At 62.1% G+C, this 16,919-nt stretch carries 16 protein-coding genes; 9 read left to right on the top strand and 7 right to left on the bottom strand.

Translation table 11 applies throughout. The annotated features are described in order from the left end of the window. Positions 1–72 precede the first annotated feature (72 nt). Genes EB809_RS08285 through EB809_RS08275 form a run of 3 tightly spaced genes read left to right on the top strand, consistent with a single transcriptional unit; the run spans position 73 to position 2,187 of the window. Positions 73–711, top strand: a complete 639-nt coding sequence (locus EB809_RS08285) for an SDR family oxidoreductase (RefSeq protein ID WP_123634340.1) — start codon at positions 73–75, stop codon at positions 709–711. A 40-nt stretch (positions 712–751) separates the two neighbouring features. Then, positions 752–1,819 (top strand): Gfo/Idh/MocA family oxidoreductase, encoded by a 1,068-nt coding sequence (locus tag EB809_RS08280; RefSeq protein WP_123634339.1) that lies wholly within the window; start codon positions 752–754, stop codon positions 1,817–1,819. A gap of 14 nt (positions 1,820–1,833) precedes the next feature. After that, complete coding sequence (locus EB809_RS08275) at positions 1,834–2,187, top strand: DUF488 domain-containing protein (protein WP_123634338.1); 354 nt, start codon at positions 1,834–1,836, stop codon at positions 2,185–2,187. On the opposite strand, the gene EB809_RS08270 is transcribed toward EB809_RS08275, so the two are convergent. Further along, positions 2,160–3,125 (bottom strand): pyridoxamine 5'-phosphate oxidase family protein, encoded by a 966-nt coding sequence (locus EB809_RS08270; protein ID WP_123634337.1) that lies wholly within the window; start codon positions 3,123–3,125, stop codon positions 2,160–2,162. The two genes, EB809_RS08275 and EB809_RS08270, sit on opposite strands and share 28 nt — an antisense overlap. A gap of 13 nt (positions 3,126–3,138) precedes the next feature. Further along, positions 3,139–3,783 carry a glutathione S-transferase family protein gene (locus EB809_RS08265; RefSeq protein WP_123634336.1) on the bottom strand — a complete coding sequence of 215 codons (645 nt, stop codon included), beginning with the start codon at positions 3,781–3,783 and terminating at the stop codon, positions 3,139–3,141. A gap of 116 nt (positions 3,784–3,899) precedes the next feature. Here EB809_RS08265 and EB809_RS08260 point away from each other — a divergent pair, with 116 nt between their 5' ends. Further along, positions 3,900–4,820: a LysR family transcriptional regulator gene (locus EB809_RS08260; RefSeq protein ID WP_123634335.1), complete on the top strand. Its 921-nt coding sequence runs from the start codon at positions 3,900–3,902 to the stop codon at positions 4,818–4,820. On the opposite strand, the gene EB809_RS08255 is transcribed toward EB809_RS08260, so the two are convergent. Beyond that, positions 4,808–5,701 carry a LysR family transcriptional regulator gene (locus EB809_RS08255; RefSeq protein ID WP_223807876.1) on the bottom strand — a complete coding sequence of 298 codons (894 nt, stop codon included), beginning with the start codon at positions 5,699–5,701 and terminating at the stop codon, positions 4,808–4,810. The two genes, EB809_RS08260 and EB809_RS08255, sit on opposite strands and share 13 nt — an antisense overlap. Positions 5,702–5,836: 135 nt before the next feature. On the opposite strand from EB809_RS08255, the gene EB809_RS08250 reads away from it, so the two are divergent. Then, entirely contained in the window at positions 5,837–6,790 is a 954-nt protein-coding gene (locus EB809_RS08250; RefSeq protein ID WP_123634334.1) for a DMT family transporter, read from the top strand. Positions 6,791–6,842: 52 nt separating this feature from the next. On the opposite strand, the gene EB809_RS08245 is transcribed toward EB809_RS08250, so the two are convergent. From EB809_RS08245 to EB809_RS08235, 3 genes are all read right to left on the bottom strand, one after another. Beyond that, the gene (locus tag EB809_RS08245; RefSeq protein WP_123634333.1) at positions 6,843–7,856 is read right to left on the bottom strand and encodes an ArsA family ATPase; all 1,014 of its coding nucleotides are present in this window, start codon (positions 7,854–7,856) and stop codon (positions 6,843–6,845) included. 7 nt (positions 7,857–7,863) lie between these two features. After that, the gene (locus tag EB809_RS08240) at positions 7,864–8,142 is read right to left on the bottom strand and encodes a cory-CC-star protein (RefSeq protein WP_190294854.1); all 279 of its coding nucleotides are present in this window, start codon (positions 8,140–8,142) and stop codon (positions 7,864–7,866) included. Positions 8,143–8,428: 286 nt separating this feature from the next. Next, entirely contained in the window at positions 8,429–10,108 is a 1,680-nt protein-coding gene (locus EB809_RS08235; RefSeq protein WP_123634332.1) for a carbon starvation protein A, read from the bottom strand. A 396-nt stretch (positions 10,109–10,504) separates the two neighbouring features. Here EB809_RS08235 and EB809_RS08230 point away from each other — a divergent pair, with 396 nt between their 5' ends. From EB809_RS08230 to EB809_RS08215, 4 genes are all read left to right on the top strand, one after another. Then, entirely contained in the window at positions 10,505–10,906 is a 402-nt protein-coding gene (locus EB809_RS08230) for a VOC family protein (protein ID WP_123634331.1), read from the top strand. A 161-nt stretch (positions 10,907–11,067) separates the two neighbouring features. After that, a complete protein-coding gene (locus EB809_RS08225) occupies positions 11,068–12,243 on the top strand; it encodes a sensor domain-containing diguanylate cyclase (RefSeq protein WP_123634330.1) in 1,176 nt (391 codons plus the stop codon). Positions 12,244–12,591: 348 nt separating this feature from the next. Further along, positions 12,592–14,931 (top strand): glucose/quinate/shikimate family membrane-bound PQQ-dependent dehydrogenase, encoded by a 2,340-nt coding sequence (locus tag EB809_RS08220; protein WP_123634329.1) that lies wholly within the window; start codon positions 12,592–12,594, stop codon positions 14,929–14,931. A 99-nt stretch (positions 14,932–15,030) separates the two neighbouring features. Then, the gene (locus tag EB809_RS08215; RefSeq protein WP_123634328.1) at positions 15,031–15,588 is read left to right on the top strand and encodes a peroxiredoxin; all 558 of its coding nucleotides are present in this window, start codon (positions 15,031–15,033) and stop codon (positions 15,586–15,588) included. On the opposite strand, the gene EB809_RS21240 is transcribed toward EB809_RS08215, so the two are convergent. Further along, entirely contained in the window at positions 15,589–16,890 is a 1,302-nt protein-coding gene (locus tag EB809_RS21240) for a methyl-accepting chemotaxis protein (RefSeq protein ID WP_123634327.1), read from the bottom strand. It abuts the gene before it with no gap. Between the last annotated feature and the right edge of the window lie 29 nt (positions 16,891–16,919).

The raw sequence follows: 16,919 nt of genomic DNA, 5'->3' as shown, positions 1-16,919 counted from the left end.
GGCCGGGGTTGAAGCGAAGCCACAAGGTCGCAGATCATGTTTATCCGATCATCGAAGACAGGGAGAGAGAACATGCGCGTTCTGATTGCCGGTGCCAATGGGAAAATCGGTCAGCACCTGATCCGGAAGATGGCGAACAGCCCGCACGAGGCCCGTGCCCTGGTGCGCGATCCCGAACAGATCCCGCTGATGGAACAGCTCGGTGCGACCGAAGCGGTCGTGGGTGATCTTGAAGACGACTGCACCCTGGCGTTGCAGGGCTGCGATGCCGTGATCTTCACCGCCGGTTCGGGACCGCATACCGGCCCGGACAAAACCGTCGATGTGGACCAGAATGCGGCGATCCGCTTGATCGATACCGCCAAGGCCGTCGGCGTGAAGCGTTTCATCATGGTCAGCAGTATGCGGGTGGACGAACCCGAGAAGGGCCCTGAGAAGCTGCAGCACTATCTCGCCGCCAAGAAAGCCGCCGACGATCACCTGCGCGACAGTGGCCTGAACTACACCATCGTTCGGCCGGGGCCGCTGACCCTGAGCGAAGGCTCGGGGCTGGTTGAGATCAGTCGCAAGCTGGGCCGCAGCGGTGATATTTCCCGTGAGGATGTGGCTGCTGTCCTGCTGGAGGTGCTGTCGGCCGGTAACACCGACAACCTGACCTTCGACGTGCTGTCGGGCGACCTGGCCATTTCCGATGCCATGGCTCGTGTCTGACCCTGAATTCCAACGCTTTCCAAACCAAGGAATCTGATTGATGTCCCAAGCTCGAGACATCCGTGTCGGCCTGATCGGCTACGGTCTGGCCGGCTCCGTCTTCCACGCGCCGTTGATTGACGCGGCCGAGGGGATGCAGCTGGCTGCCATCGTGACCTCCAATCCGGAGCGCGCCGCCGAAGCACAGACGACGTATCCCGAAGCCACCCTGTACGCGACGCCGGCCCAACTGTGGCAGGCCGCGGATACCCTGGATCTTGTGGTCGTGGCTTCCCCTAATCGCACTCATAAACCTCTGGCGATGGCGGCCCTGCATGCGGGTCTGGGCGTGGTGGTGGACAAACCGCTGGCCGCATCGGCCGAGGAAGCCCGTGAACTGATCGAAGAGGCGGAGCGCCTCGGCCTGTTCCTGACGGTGTTCCAGAATCGTCGATGGGATGGCGATTTCCTCACTCTTCAGCGGTTGCGGGACGAAGGCGAGCTGGGCGAGATCCGGCGCTTCGAATCCCGCTTTGAACGCTGGCGGCCGGAACCCAAGGGCGGCTGGCGTCAGTCCGGTGCGCCCGGTGAAGCCGGAGGCGTGCTCTACGATCTTGGGGCGCACCTGATCGACCAGGCGCTGATGCTGTTCGGTCCGGTGCGCTCGGTCTATGCGGAGCTGGAACACCGCTACCCGGATGCCGAAGTGGACGACGACACCTTCGTTGCACTGACCCATGAGAACGGCATGCGCTCGCACCTGTGGATGAGCAGCGTGGCGCCGGAGTGTGCCGTGCGTTTCCGCGTGCTGGGCAGCCGGGCCGCTTATTGCAGCGTTGGTCTGGACGGCCAGGAAAATGCTCTCAAAGCTGGCGCGCGTCCGGACCAGTCCAACTGGCGCGACGTGGTTGAGGATGGCGAGGCCCGCCTGGTGGCCGGCAGCGAGGAAAAGCCCCTCGACAACGATCCGGGTCAGTACCTCCGCTTTTATGAACTCGTGGGTCAGCGTTTCCTGGCAGGCGAGGCGCCGCCGGTGGATCCGCGTGAGGCGCTGGCTGGACTGGAAATCATCGCCGCCGCCCAGCACGCGTCTGCCGAAGGTGGGGTGGTGGAACTGGCTCACGACTGAATGCGAGGTGTCCGATGGCCATAGCCCTGAAGCGCGCTTACGACCCGGTTGAGCCGGACGATGGCGAACGGATTCTGGTGGATCGGCTCTGGCCCAGGGGCATCAGCAAAGAGCGGTTGCAGGTGCGGGAATGGCTCAAGGACAGCGCGCCATCCAATGCACTGCGCAAGGCCTATCACGCCGGCGACATGGACTGGTCCGCGTTCCGGCGGGCCTACCTGGCCGAACTCAAAGCCCACCGGGAAACCCTGCGCCCGTTAGCCCAGCGGGCCCGGAATCACCCGATGACCCTTGTCTACAGCGCCGCCAATCCCGACCACAATAATGCGGTCGTCCTGCGTCAGTATCTGGGCATGCTCGGCAAATAGGGCGACGGCTCCGGTGCGTGCCAGGACCATGGCATGGCCGCTTCCAGATGGATGATCTCGCGGACCGCCAACTGCACGAGCCGCTGGGCTCCCGGAAACCGCTCATCGTTAACCGGCGCCCAATCGACGTGGGCGTCGGTGGCCACAAAGAGCAGATCGCCGGTTTCGAAATCGGGGAAGACCAGCCCGGCCCGGGGATTCAGCAGCAGGTTGCCCAGTGTATTGAAGAAGAAGTTGCCCACGTAGTCCGGCAGGATCAGACGCTGGCCATTATCCGCCACGTGAACGAAGCCGGGCGGCCCACCGCGATGGGACACATCCACGCCCTGATTCGCGGCCTGGGGGCCGGCAGAGGCCGGATGGGCCGAGGCGATAAACAGCGTATCGGCCCGACGAACGATGGCTGCGGTCGTCTCATCCAGAGCGGAAGCCTGACGGCGTTGCGGCGCACTCAGGCTGGTCGGTCGCGGCGGTGCCGGATCAGGCCTTCGGGCCTGGATGTATTTCGGGCAGTTCCCGAAGCTCTGCTCGATGGCCACGCTGAAGCCCGTGTCGTCCAACGTTGAGAGGCGTCCGTTGGCCCGGTTGCGCCGGCGGGTTTCCAGCTCGATGCCGAGCAGCCCGACGGGGGCGCCGGCGATCAGACCATCCGTCAGCGGATCGCCGCTTGTTGGTCGGGCATTGACGCGCAAGTGGCGAGCGTCTGGAGAGGTGATGAATCCCGGGCCGCCGAACAGCAGGCTGGCCCAGGGCTGGCCGCGATCATCCACTGTACCGGCGACCAGATAGGGCAGGCGGGTAAACAGCTCACGGTGTTGATCCGGCATGAAATCCCGGAAAACCCGCTGACCGATGGGCGCCATCTTGTCGCGCACGCCGACCCGCTCCTGGGCCGTTTGCTCCCCGTGATGAAAAGCGGATGGGGTGACATCGGACATGACGCGCCTCCTTTTATCCTGAAACGGCCGCTTGCAGTCCGACTGCCGTGCGCGGCATGGGAATGAAACCGGGTAACGCCTCGATCCGCCCAAGCCAGGCCCGGATATTCGGGTAAGGTTCCAGTGAAATCCCGCCTTCCGGCGCGTGGGCGGTGTAGCTGTAAAGGGCCACATCGGCCAGGGTTGGGCGGTCTCCGGCCAGCCACTCACGTCCGGTTAGCTCGCTCTCCATGAGGGTGAACAACCGATTGGCGATGGCAGCACACTGATCGAGATCCACCTTTCGACCAAAAACGTTGCTGACCCGGGCGATCGCGGGCCCATTGACCAACTGGCCGGCGGCCACGGACAGCCAGCGTTGCACCCGGGCAGCCGCTTCCGGTGCTTCCGGCAGCCAGCCTTCGGTGTCGTAGCGCTTGGCCAGGTAAACCAGGATGGCGTTGGAATCCGGCAGTACGACGCTGCCGTCCTCGATCACCGGCACCTGGGCGAAGGGGTTGAGTGCCAGGAACGGTTCGGTCTTTTGCTCGCCCTTCAGCAGGTCCACTTCGACGGTGTCATAGGGCAGGTCCAGCAGGTTGAGGAACAGGGCGACCCGGTGACAGTGTCCGGACAGCGGATGTTGATGGAAACGTATGGGCTGGTCGGGGGCAGGCATAAGGGGCTCCTTTTGCGAATGGGTGATAAGGCACGCTCAGTATTGGCTTTTCGTAAAGCGCAATAAATGCCGTTAAGTTGATTTAACTACTCCGGGAAATGGAATAATCTGCGCTTATGGACAAGCTCAAAGCCATGCACACCTTTGTGGAAATCGCCCGGGCCGGCAGCCTCACCGGAGCGGCCCGCCGTCTGGGCAGCTCGCTGCCGTCGGTGGTTCGGCGGCTGGCGGAGCTGGAGGGTGAGCTGGGCGTGCGACTGTTCAATCGCACCACCCGGAAGATTTCGCTGACCCGCGAGGGTGGGCACTACCTCGAGCATTGCCAGGCCATCCTGTCCAGCATCGACGAGGCGGAGTCGTCGCTGGCCGCGGAACAGGCGACGCCCAGCGGGCAGTTGCGGGTCACGGCTCCGGTTCTGTTTGGCCAGTATTACGTGGCGCCGGCGGTGACCGGCTTCTTGCAGCGCTACGATCAGGTGCGATGCCAGTTGTCACTGAATGATCGCAACATCGATCTGCTGGAAGATCAGGTGGATGTGGGGGTGCGCATCGGTCATTTGCCCGACTCGACGCTGATCGCCCATCGCGTTGGTGAGGTTCGACGCGTGGTGGTGGCCGCGCCCGCCTTTCTGGAGAAGCAGGGCATCCCGTCCCACCCGCGGGATCTGCTGCGGGGCAATGCGGTTCATGTGCTCAGCCGCTGGACGCCCTGGACCTTCCGCGAAGGCGAGCATGTTTTCACGGTGTCTGTGACGGGCAATTTCGACTGCAACCAGATTGCTCCGGCCATCGGGGCCTGCCTGTCGGGACTCGGCTTTGGCATGTTCCTGTCCTATCAGGTGGCCCATCACGTTCGGGAAGGGCGCCTGCGAATCCTCCTGGCTGATTTTGAGCAGCCGCCGAGACCCGTCAGTGTGGTGTATCCCCATGCCCGGCGCCTGCCGGTGCGCACCCGTCTGTTCGTCGACTGGATCCGCGAGGCCCTGACGTCCGCCGGCCTGGATCATCGGGAGCTTGGCCGGTCTCAGGCGCCCTGATACCGCTCCACCAGGAAATCGATGAACACCCGTGCCTTGGTCGACAGGTGCCGCGTTGGCAGGTACAGGGCGTAGACATCGGTCTCGGGGGAGGTGTAGTCCGTCAGGACCGGTTCGAGTGCTCCGGTCCGGATATACCGGTCGACGGTGAAGGACGTCAGCATCAGCACGCCCACTCCGCCCAGGGCTGCCGCCACCATCGCCTGGGTGTTGTTGACCCGGAAATTGCCGTTGACGGAAATGGTCTCCAGCCCGCCCGGTCCGTTGAAGTACCAGCGGTTAAAGTTGGGGTTGGGGCTGTAGATGATGCAGTTGTGGTGGGTCAGGTCGCTGGGCACGACTGGCTTGCCGTGCCGCGCCCAGTATTCGGGCGACGCGCAGGCGGTGCGGCGGGACGCGGTCAGGTGACGGGCGGCCAGGTTCTCCGGCGGTTGGCTGGTCAACCGGATGGCCAGGTCGAAGCCTTCCGCAGCCAGGTCGGCCTGGCGGTCGCTCATTTCCATTTCCACCTCGATTTCCGGATAGCGCGCCAGGAATCCGGGCAGGGCATCGGCCAGTTGATAGGTGCCGAAATTGATCGGTGCGGTGACCCGCAGTAAGCCGCGCGGCGCGTCGTTCAGGTGGGCCACCGCGTCACCGGCCTCGCGGGCTTCGGAAACGATCCGGGCGCAATGCCGGTAGAACACCGAGCCGGCCTCGGTCAGGCTCAGTTTGCGGGTGGTGCGATGCAGCAGGCGGGCAGCCAGCTCTTTCTCCAGCGCCGAGACCCGCTTGCTGACCACCGGGGTGGACAGGCCCAGCCAATCCGCCGCGGCGGAAAAGCTGCCCTGTTCCACAACCGCGGCGAACACCGCCATGTTTTCCAGGCTGTGCATCGACATGTCATTAGGCTCTTTTTAGAAATAATGGTTTTCTATTTAGCCCGATTATCTTTAATCACGAAAGGGTTATCGTGCTTCTTCGCGGTTCACGGTGGCCACTGACTCGGTGGCCACAGATTCAAAGGGGGAGCACTGATGCAACGATCAATCCTGGCTGTCGGCCTATTGCTGACCGCCGCCATGTCCTGGGGCGGCATGTTCCCGGTGGCCAAACCGGCTTTGGCCGTCATGGATCCTTTCTATATGACGCTGATCCGCTACGCGAGCGTCGCGGTGATCCTGCTGTTGATCGTCGGGCTGGTGGAGGGTCACCGGTCCTGGCGTACGGAAGGGCATCTGCTCAAGCTGTTCCTGTTGGGTTCGCTGGGCTTCGCCGGCTTCAACCTGCTGGCGTTTACCGGACTTGAGCATGCCGAGCCGGAGCACGGTGCGGTGATCATGGCGCTGATGCCGATGATTACGGTGTTGCTTTCCTGGCTTCTGAAAGGCGAGCGCCCGGCGCCGTTTACCCTTGCCATGGTCGTGCTGGCCTTTAGCGGCGTGTTCCTCGTGATCACCGGTGGCGATCCGTCCAAGGCGTTCGGCGGCGGCGAAGCCCAGTGGGATCTCTTGTTCCTGGCCGGTGCCACCTGTTGGGTGAGCTACACGATGGGGGGCGGTCTGTTTCCGCAGTGGTCGCCAGTCCGTTATACCGCGCTGACCTGCGCCCTGGGCTCGATCACGCTGGCGGCCATCGCACTGGGTTTGACGGAAGCGGGTTCCATCCAGGTACCGACCTGGAGCGAGATGGTCGACCTGCACACCACCTTCGCCTATCTGATCGTTATGGGGGGCCTGGTGGCGGTGCTGAGCTGGAATACGGGGATCCGCATGGTGGGGCCGGTCAATGGGGTGCTGTTTATCAATTTCGTACCGGTCACGGCGTTTACCATCGGGATCGCGCAGGGCAAGGCGTTCGGTCTGCATGAAGTGCTGGGCGCGGCCCTGGTGATCAGTGCGCTGATCGCGAACAACCTCTTCCTGCGTTGGCGTTCGCGGATGGCGGCCCGGCAAATGCCGGCAATGGCTGGAGCCTGCAACGGGAATTAATCACGGCTTGCCGAGACGAAAACGCCCCGGGTTCATCGGCCCGGGGCGTTTTTTATAGTGATGTGCGGGTGAGGTGTTGGGCCAGCACCTGAAGTGCCTCCAGCCCCTCGATGTCATCCTCGAACAGGGGAATGCGCAGCTGGGCCAGTTGGCCAAGACGCTGATCGATGTCTTCCAGATGACGCTGCTGGCGTTCCCGCCGGGTGGCCCAGAAGGACGTGTCGTCCACCTCCGGTAGCAGCCGGTTGATGATCGCTCCGGCAACCGGCACGTCGGCGTCACGCAGGGAGGCGACCGCCCGCTCGGTTTCCAGGATCGGCAGTCGTTCCGGGGTCAGCACAAACAGGAAGGCGGTGTGCTCGGCATCCGTCAGCTGACGCCGGGTGCGCTGGAACAGTCGCTGGCGGGCCAGCAGGGTCTCGGTCAGCTCGCGGCTGCGTGGATCCATGCCTTCGGTCGCGTTGTCGGTGGGATCCTTCAGGGGATTGTCGACACTGCGTCCCGGCGTCAGGTGCGCGAGCGCCTTGCCCAGTTTTTCCGAGCGCTTGTTGTGCTTGAGCAGGCCGTCGGTCCAGGCCGCCATGACTTCTGGCAAGCTCAACAGTCGTAGGGTATGACCGGTCGGAGCGGTGTCGAAAATCAACAGATCGTATTCCGATTCACTGTCCTCGATCAGCCGTGACATGCGCTCCAGCAGGGCCGCTTCCTGGGCGCCGGGGGACTGGCTGCTCAGACGCAGCTGTCGCTGGAGCTCGTTCACCTGGTCCGGGCCGACATAGCGACGCATCTGGCTGAATACGCGCTCCAGGTAGGCGTCCACTTCGGTGTCCGGATCCAGCTCCAGCGCGGTGAGGTTGGGCCAGAGCCGGGTGGGTTGGTCACCGATCGGGCGATTGAAGGCGTCGGCCAGACTGTGGGCCGGGTCGGTGGACACCAGCAGTACCCGACGGCCCGCATCGGCTGCGGCGACTGCAATGGCAGCCGATACCGTCGTCTTGCCGACGCCGCCTTTGCCGCCCACCATCAGCAGCCGTTTGCCGGCCATCAGTTCGGAAATATTCAGCATGTGTGCCTCAGCAACAGCGCATGTTGTCCAGCGGGGAACGTTCCATCCCCATGCGTTTGTGCCAGTCGTGGAAGCGCTCCAGCAGCAGGGGCTGGAGTTCCAGCGTGTACCAGCTCGCCGGGTTGGGAATGCCCATCATCTCGCCGAAGACCAGCAGCATGAACAGGTCGTCCTCGTCCCGTTGGGCCCGGGCGATGGCGGCGCGATAGGGCGCGTTGTAATACTCGGCACCGGCGGCGCTGGCGCGTTGGTACCAATACTTCAGGCGGGAAAGGGTCTGTTTCATGATGTCCTCCGAAGGACAGGCGGTGTTGCAAAAGCCTCACCATCGACGGCCAGCGTCGTAGGTTGGGCTGACGCAGGAAGCCCAACAAGCCGGGTTGGCGACCCATTTCATCCAGCCCATGGGTCGCCAAGCCGGTTTTTGAGAGCCCCTGCTCCAACCACGTCCGTGATAACGGGAGCTTCATATGCCCGCTTATTGTTGGGCTTCCTGCGTCAGCCCAACCGACGTTCTGGAGCCTTTGCCATACCCTGAAAGGCTTCCTGGCCGGGCAGGGCCGGCGTCCGGATCACGACGCTTCGGTCTGCGCGCGCTCCTGTTTGACGCGGCGCAGGGACGCTACGCATTCCAGTGTAACCAGTATGGCCGCGACCAGCACAACCACGTCCAGGCCCAGCAGGAACCACTGGCCGCTGGCGTAGAAGCCCTTGAGCTGCAGCACCAGAGCAAACAGGGTCATGGCCAGCAGGAAGACCAGCGGGATCAGCGTGTAGCGGGTCGGGGCACCGCGGCGCACCAGCATCACGGTGATCACCAGCAGGGTCAGGCCGGCCAGCAGCTGGTTGGTGGTGCCGAACAGCGGCCAGATCAGCAGACCGCCGGAGCCGTCCGCGCCACCGGCGCCGAAGGCCAGCAGCAGGCAGGTGCCAACAGACAGCAGCGTTGCGGGTGCCGGTTTGGTCATCCACTTGGCGTTATAGATTTCACCCCATTCCTGGAAGATGTAGCGCTGCAGGCGCAGGCCGGTGTCCATGGTGGTGCCGGCGAACAGCGCGGCCATGACCGTCAGCATGGTGCTGGCGACGTTGGCATCCAGGCCGGTGCCCTGGCTCAGGATGGTCGCACCCCCGTTGACGAACGCCAGTACGCCGCCCTGACCGAAGGACGTATAGACGGACTGCCATTCGGACAGCGAGGAGAACCCGGCCGTTGCCGCGATAATGGCCGCCAGGGCCAACGCGCCTTCGCCAGTGGCGCCGAAGTAGCCGACGAAGCGGGCATCCGGCTCACGGCGCAGTTGTTTGGAGGTGGTGCCCGAGGCCACCAGGCCATGGAAGCCGGATATGGCGCCACAGGCGATCGTCACGAAGAGTAATGGAATCATCGAGGGCGTGCCCTCCGGAGCGCCGAAGTTGATCATGGGCGCGACGACTTCCGGGCTGGCAATCAGGACCGCTGCGTAGAGTGCAATCAGTCCGACGAACAGCTGCAGCCCATTGATGTAGTCACGCGGTTGCAGCAGAACCCAGACGGGCAGCAGAGACGCCACCGCAGCGTAGGCAAACAGGATGAGGATCCAGGCCGCGTTGTCGGACAGGCCAATCATGTGCTCGGGCAGGCTGACCGGCACGGACGGGCCGATGTAGATCAGGAAGTAGAGCGCGGCCACACCAAGAATGGACACGATCGGCAGGCTCATCTTGGCCCGGTAGATCAACTGCCCGATCACCAGCGCCACGGCGATGGCGCCCCAGACCGGAACCACGGACCCCGGGTTGTTGATCAGCAGCTTGGCGATGACCACGCCGAACACGGCGTTGACCATCAGCAGAACCAGGAAGATCACGATCGTGAAGACCGACCGGGCGCGTTTGCCGACCACCTCGCCGGTCAGGGTACCGACGGATTTGGCCTTATTGCGCACACTGGCCCAGATGGCGCCGAAGTCGTGGACACCGGCGAAGAAGATGGTACCGATGGTGACCCAGAGGAAGGCTGGCAACCAGCCCCAGATGACGGCAATGGCCGGCCCGACGATCGGGGCGGCACCGGCCACGGAGGTGAAATGGTGTCCCCAAAGGACAAACTTGTTGGTGGGCACAAAGTCCACGCCGTCCTCGTATTCATTGGCCGGCGTCCGGAAGTTCTCATCAACCTTGTAGATCACTTTGGCAATAAAGCGGGAGTAGAGGAAATAGCCCAAAGCCATTCCACCCAGACCCAGGACAAGTAGCAATATCGCGCTCATCGTTGGTTCCTGATATTCGTTGTTTGGATGATTTGGGGCAGCCGCCGGTTGGGGACGACTCAGTGCCAGAATTCCGGATCAACATTGCCGGAGAAATAGTTCAGTAAATCAGTTAACTAGAGAGGCTGTTACGGGTAACCCGGAAAGAGGCCAATCGTCGAATGCGCCGACCTCTAATGCAAGGCCTATTCGCCTAAAGGCTAATGCATGGCGGGAGGCTGATATCGGCCATGAATCTGAAAATCCTTAAAAAGTCAGCGGTTTCCATCACCCGGCGACATTGACCCGGATCAAGTGTGAAGTCCTGTCGATTGGTCGCGTGGCCATTCGACCAGAGAGAAACCGCTGACCGGTGAGGCCAGTGGTTTTCCTGGGTCAAAATGGGAGGACACGACGATGGACCCTGTTGTTCACTTTGAAATGCCCTATGACGATCGGCGGCGGATGGCCGATTTTTATGCCGCGGCCTTTGGCTGGCAGACGGAAATGCTCGGTGAGGAGATGGGCAACTACACGCTGGCCACCACGGCGGAAACTGACCACTGCGGGCCCAAGGAGCCGGGGCGCATCAATGGCGGCTTCTTTCCGCGTTGCCCGGATCGGCCGGACCAGTATCCGTCCGTCGTGATTGCGGTATCGGATATCCAGCTGGCCGCCGACAAGGTCCGGCAGGCCGGCGGCGAGGTGTTGGGTGAGCCGATGGCGATTCCCGGCGTCGGCGCCTACGTCTCGTTCCGGGATACGGAAGGCAATCGGGTGAGCATGTTGCAGCCGTTGCCCATGGCAAAGCCGGATTGAGCCAAAGGTGACAGGAACAGAAGCACGAGCTTCTGTTCCTGAAAAAAGCGAACAGGCCCGGAAACATTCCCTTACCCGTTGCACACAAAATCAAAAATGCATTGTTCGCACGTAGTGTTAGGCTACATTGAACGCTTGTTTAAGTGGGTGACAATGAGTCGGTGATCAAACTGGATTTGACGACGTTACTGGTCCTCACCGTGGGCATCAATGTCCTGATTGGTGTGTTTATGGGGGCCCTTTACAGGCTGCGCCGGGAGCAGTTGTGTTTCTGCTTCTGGAGCCTGTCGTGCCTGGTGTTTGCCGCGGGCTGTCTGGCGGCTGGCGCCGTCGCGTTCCTTCCCTGGCCGTGGCTGACCGTCGTGATTGCCTATACGTTGCTGGTTCTGGGGCCGCTGTTTGTGCTGTGCGGCATGCTGCAGTTTGTCGAGGGGCGGGCGGCCTCGCGATCCCTTCGAAGCCTGTTTTTCGGCTTGCTGGTCTTCGTCCCGTTGCTCGCGATTTATCGGGACAATCCCCAGATCCCCAGGCTGATGACGGCCGCCTATACCGCGGTGATTTTCATCGCGGCTTTTCGTCTGACTCGCCGTATCCAGCCGGCCAGTGCGTTGCCTGTCCGGGCGCTCCAGCTTTTCTTCCTGACCCACGGCGCCCTGATGGCGGTGGAGGTCGTGACGGTATTTCATGCCGGGTGGCATCGCATGCCCCTGGCCAGTTCACCGGTTCTGGAAGCCATCCTGGTCAGCCACATCCTGTTGGCGAATTGCACGGCATTGACCTTCCCGCTACTGGCTTTCTTCCGCTCTGAGCACCAACTGCGCATCCTGGCTGAAAGCGATGCCCTGACCGGGCTCTGCAATCGAAGGGCGTTCTATTCCCGGGGCACTCACGCTTTCCGTGACGCCGTACAGGCCGGAGCGCCGTTTACGGTGCTCATGATCGATCTGGACCATTTCAAGCAGATCAACGATCGCTGGGGACATGGCGTGGGCGATGACCTTCTCCGGTTTATGGCCCGTCTCCTTCGCGAGGAGCTCCGGGAAGACGACATTGTCGGCCGTATTGGTGGCGAGGAATTCGCGGTGGCCCTGCCCGGGACCACGGAGGAGCAGGCCCGTTGTATCTCCGAACGCCTCCGGGAACGGGTTTTCCAGCGAGGTCGGGTAATTGCCGATGAGCCTGTTAACCTGTCGGCCAGCATTGGTGGCGTGCACCGGGAGGAGCGTCATACGTCGTTCAACGATATGCTGATGCAGGCGGATTCTGCGCTCTATTCGGCCAAGGGCCAGGGCCGGAATACCGTGTTTTTTGCAATGCCCCGCGCGCTGGAGGCCTGAGCGCCTGTCTTTTTTCTCTTCCTGGATCCATTCGCTACCGCCGGTTGACCTGTGAGTGCGCAATCCGTAGTGGTCGCTATGGCATGACATTCCTTTAATCGGGGATAATTTTGTTAGCACACTAACAGATCGGCTCGATTGTCCGTCCTGCCGTATCCTTCCTGTGCCACCTCTGGTGGGTGTTCAGACCACCAGTCGACCGGCAACACGTCGGTTTCTCTCGCATGCTTTTAACGTTCGATGGCTTCAACAAGCGGGAAAGAACCGGATTCTCCGGAAAAATCCTTTAATTTTGCTGCCATACGCCTACGCTAAAAGTGAATATCCTCATCACAAGGGACTGAACGAATGATCATATTGTCGCTCATCTTCCTGCTGCTCGGCCTGGTGCTGTTGGGCGGCGGCGTCTGGCTGATTACGCTGGGCGGGAGCTGGTATTACGCACTGGCCGGGATTGTCCTGCTCGTCGTGGGCCTGATGACGCGCAAGCGTCGCCGCCAGGCCCAGGTCCTCTATGCCATTTTCCTGGTCGTCACCGCCGTCTGGGCGCTGTGGGAGTCCGGTTACGACTGGTGGCCGCTGGCCTCGCGTCTGGGGCTGTTCCTGATCCTGGCCATTCCGCTGCTGTTTCCCGCCCGTGGGGATGGCAAAAGTGGTGTCATGGTCTTACTGCCGGTCTGGGGCATTGTTGGCCTGATCACCGTCTCCAGCATGGCGGTGGACCAGCATCGTATCGATGGCAACCTGAACACCGACGTGGTGATGAAGGACGCCAACATCGGCAAGACCCCGGACGGCAGCTGGCACGCCTATGGCCGCAGCAACATGGGGCAGCGCTTCTCACCGCTGGGCCAGATCACGCCGGATAACGTGAAGAATCTGGAGCAGGCCTGGCAGTACGAGACGGGGGATATCAAAGGTCCCCAGGACGTGGGCGAGACCACCTATGAGGCAACCCCACTGAAAGTCGGCAACACCCTCTATATCTGCACGCCTCACAACTGGCTGGTCGCCCTGAACGCCGATACCGGCGAGAAGCAGTGGGTCTATGACGCCAAGGTGCCGCCGGAAAGCATGCGCCAGCACCAGACCTGCCGGGGCGTGTCCTACCTGCCGCCGGCCAGCGGCGATCCGGATGCCATCGATGTGAAAGTCTCCAGTGAGCCGGCTGAAAGCTTCCAAAGCAAGCAGTGCGACGCGGAGCTTTTCCTGCCGACCTCCGACGCCCGCCTGCTGGCCATCGATCCGGCCACGGGCGCCCGTTGCAGCAACTTCGCGGATGACGGCGTGCTGGATCTGATGCACAACATGCCGTACAAGCAGGATGGTTTCTACTACTCCACCTCGCCCCCCGTCGTCGCCAATGGGGTTGTTGTCGTGGCCGGCTCGGTGAACGATAACTATGCGGTGAATTCACCGTCCGGTGTCATTCGCGCCTATGACGTGAAAACCGGCGAGCTGAAGTGGAACTGGGACTCCGGCAACCCGGATGACACCGCGCCGATCGGCGAAGGCGAAACCTACACCACGAGTTCGCCCAACAGCTGGTCCGTGGCCAGTGCCGATGAGGATCTGGGGCTGATCTACTTCCCGATTGGCAACCGGACGCCGGACCAGTTGGGCATGTACCGCACGCCCGAGGAGGAAAAGTATGCGGCTTCCGTGGTGGCGCTCAGCCTGGAAACCGGCAAGGTGGCCTGGGTACAGCAGTTCGTCCATCACGATCTGTGGGACATGGACACGCCGGCCCAGCCTGCGCTGCTTGACCTGAAAACGGACGACGGCGTGCAACCGGCGCTGGTGGTTCCGACCAAGCAGGGCGACGTCTATGTCCTGAACCGCAAGACCGGCGAACCCATCGTGCCGATCTCCGAACAGGAGGCGCCGCAAGGGACCATCGAAGGCGATCATGCCTCGCCCACGCAGCCGATTTCCGGACTGACTTTCCGTCCGCCGACGCTGACCGAAGCGGACATGTGGGGGGCCACGCCGATCGACCAGATGATCTGTCGTATCGACTTCAAGTCACTCCGTTATGAAGGCCAGTACACGCCGCCGTCCGAGCAGGGCACCATCGTGTTCCCGGGCAACTTCGGCGTCTTCAACTGGGGCAGTATTGCGGTCGATCCCAAGCGTCAGGTCATGTTCGGCATGCCGCTTTACCTGGCGTTCACCTCAACGCTGGTGCCCAAGGAGAATGCGGACCTGAGCAACGCCAACAAGGGCGAGGCGGGCCTGAACGAAAACGCCGGCGCCCCTTATGCGGTGAACATGAAGCCGTTCCTGTCGCCGTTGGGCGTGCCCTGCCAGCAGCCGCCCTGGGGCTATGTGGCCGGTACCGACCTGCAGACCGGGAAAATCACCTGGAAGCACAAGAACGGTACGATCTATGACATGACGCCGCTGCATCTGCCGATCCCGATGGGCATGCCCGGGATTGGTGGTCCGGTGATTACCGATGGCGGTGTGGTCTTCATGGCGGCGTCCGTGGATAACTTTATCCGCGGCTACGATCTCGCCACCGGCAAGGAAATCTGGCGGGCCCGCCTGCCGGCCGGCGGCCAGGCCACGCCAATGACCTACCTCAACAGCAAGGGCGAGCAGATGGTGGTCCAGGTAGCCGGCGGTCACGGCTCCATCGGCACGACCATCGGTGACTATGTGGTTGCCTATAAGCTGAAAAAGTAGGTATACCGTAAAGTGAGCGGATCCCGGCAGGGACCGCTCACGAGCCTGAGAAACCCGGCTTCGTGCCGGGTTTTTCGTTATTTGGAATGGGAGTGGGTGATGAGTACAAAAGACAACACAGAAGAAACGCTGCCCGTGCCGCAGGACGACGGCGCCTGCGATCATTTACGGAGCAAGGCGTTGCCATCGGTAGCCTTGCCGGGTGTCTCCGGGGAGACCGTGGATCTGTCGGCCCAGACAGGGACCCTCGTCGCCTATTTCTACCCGCGCATCGGCAACCCGGCCCAGCCCACGGCACCGGAGTGGGCGGATATCCCGGGCGCCAAGGGGTGCACTCCGGAAGCCTGCGGCTTTCGCGATCACCTGACGGAAATGCACGCGCTGGGTGCGACGGTATTCGGCATCAGCACGCAATCCCTGGAAGAGCAGAAGGAAGCCACGGATCGCCTGAAGCTGGGCTTTGAACTCCTCAGCGACAGCGACCTGAAACTGGCACAAGCCCTGCGGCTACCCACATTCGAATTCCAGGGCAACGTATTGATCAAGCGCCTGACCCTGATCATCGAAAAGGGCAAAATCACCAAAGTGTTCTATCCGGTGTTCCCACCGGCGGATCACGCGGCTGAGGTGTGTTCCTGGCTTGAAGGGAACCGGTAGCTACCGATTCCCGTCATTGATAATCCGCGACAACGACGTGGCACTGTCCCGGACGTCATCGAAAGCTCCAGAGGCTTCCTGGACCCGTTCGGCGCCGGTCTGGGCGTGATCGTTGGCAGCATCCATCTGACTGGTCATCTGTTGAACCAGTTTGTGGTTGGTGTCCACCAGGCCGCTAATCTGGACCGTGGATTGCTGAGCCCGGGCGGCCAGTTGGCGCACCTCGTCAGCCACCACCGCGAAACCGCGACCCTGCTCGCCGGCCCGGGCGGCTTCGATGGCGGCGTTGAGGGCCAGCAGGTTGGTCTGTTCCGCAATACCGCTGATGGTGCTGACGATGTCGGTAATGTTCCGGGATTGGGCCATCAACTGCTGGGCCAGCGATGAGGATTCGCTCACCGCGGTCGAGATCTGTCCTGTGGCCTGGACCGCCGCCTGCAGGACTTTGGACCCGGAATCCGCACGTTCAATAGTCAGTTCGGCCGCCTCGGTGACCGCCTTGGCGATTTCCTTGAGGGATTCGGTCTGCGCGACCTTGTCGGTGATGTCCGTCGCGAACTTGATCACCTTGATGACCTTGCCATCCACGTCTTCCACCGGGTTGTACGTGGCTTCAAGCCAGATATCCCGGCCACTGCGGTGCTTTCGCAGGAACTGGCCGCTGCGGAATCGACCGGCCGCCAGTTGCTTCCAGAAATCCGGATTTTCCCGGTAGAAATCCTCGTAGCAGAACATCCGGTGATGCTGGCCTTTGATTTCGGCCAGGGAATAGCCGGTGGCAGCGAGGAAGTTGTCGTTCGCACCGAGGACGCGCCCGTCCGGCGAGAACTCGATGACGGCCAGCGAGCGATTCAACGCACTGAACACAGCGCTGTCTTCATGGCGTTTGTTGGCGGTTTTACTGATATCGGCCGCAAACTTCACGACCCGGATGGTTTCGCCATTCTGGGTCACCGGAAAGTAGTTGGCGTGCAGCCAGACCTTGTCACCGGATTTGCCGATGCGGCGGAATTCACCGCTCTGGGCCTCGCCTTTGCGCAGCGCGTCCCAGAACTTCCGATAGGCCTGGCTTTGGGCGTAGTCCTTGTCGCAAAACATGGAATGATGCCGGCCGACAATCTCTTCACGGCTGTAGCCGACGACATCGAGAAAACGGTCATTGACGTCCACGATAATGCCGTCCGGGGTGAATTCGATGACGGCGTTGCTGTCCTTGATCGCCTGGATATAACGGTCCTGCCAATCCAGACGTTCTTTGATTTTCTCGTTTTCCTTTTTATCGAGAACCTTGATGCCAAACATGGCGCGAGCCCCTCCACGGGTTTTCAGAA

The sequence above is a fragment of the Marinobacter sp. R17 genome (assembly GCF_003789045.1).
In the GTDB taxonomy this organism is placed as follows: Bacteria; Pseudomonadota; Gammaproteobacteria; order Pseudomonadales; family Oleiphilaceae; genus Marinobacter_A; species Marinobacter_A mangrovi.
The sequence above is the reverse complement of the archived record's forward strand: the minus strand, read 5'-3'. Positions and strand labels throughout refer to the sequence as shown.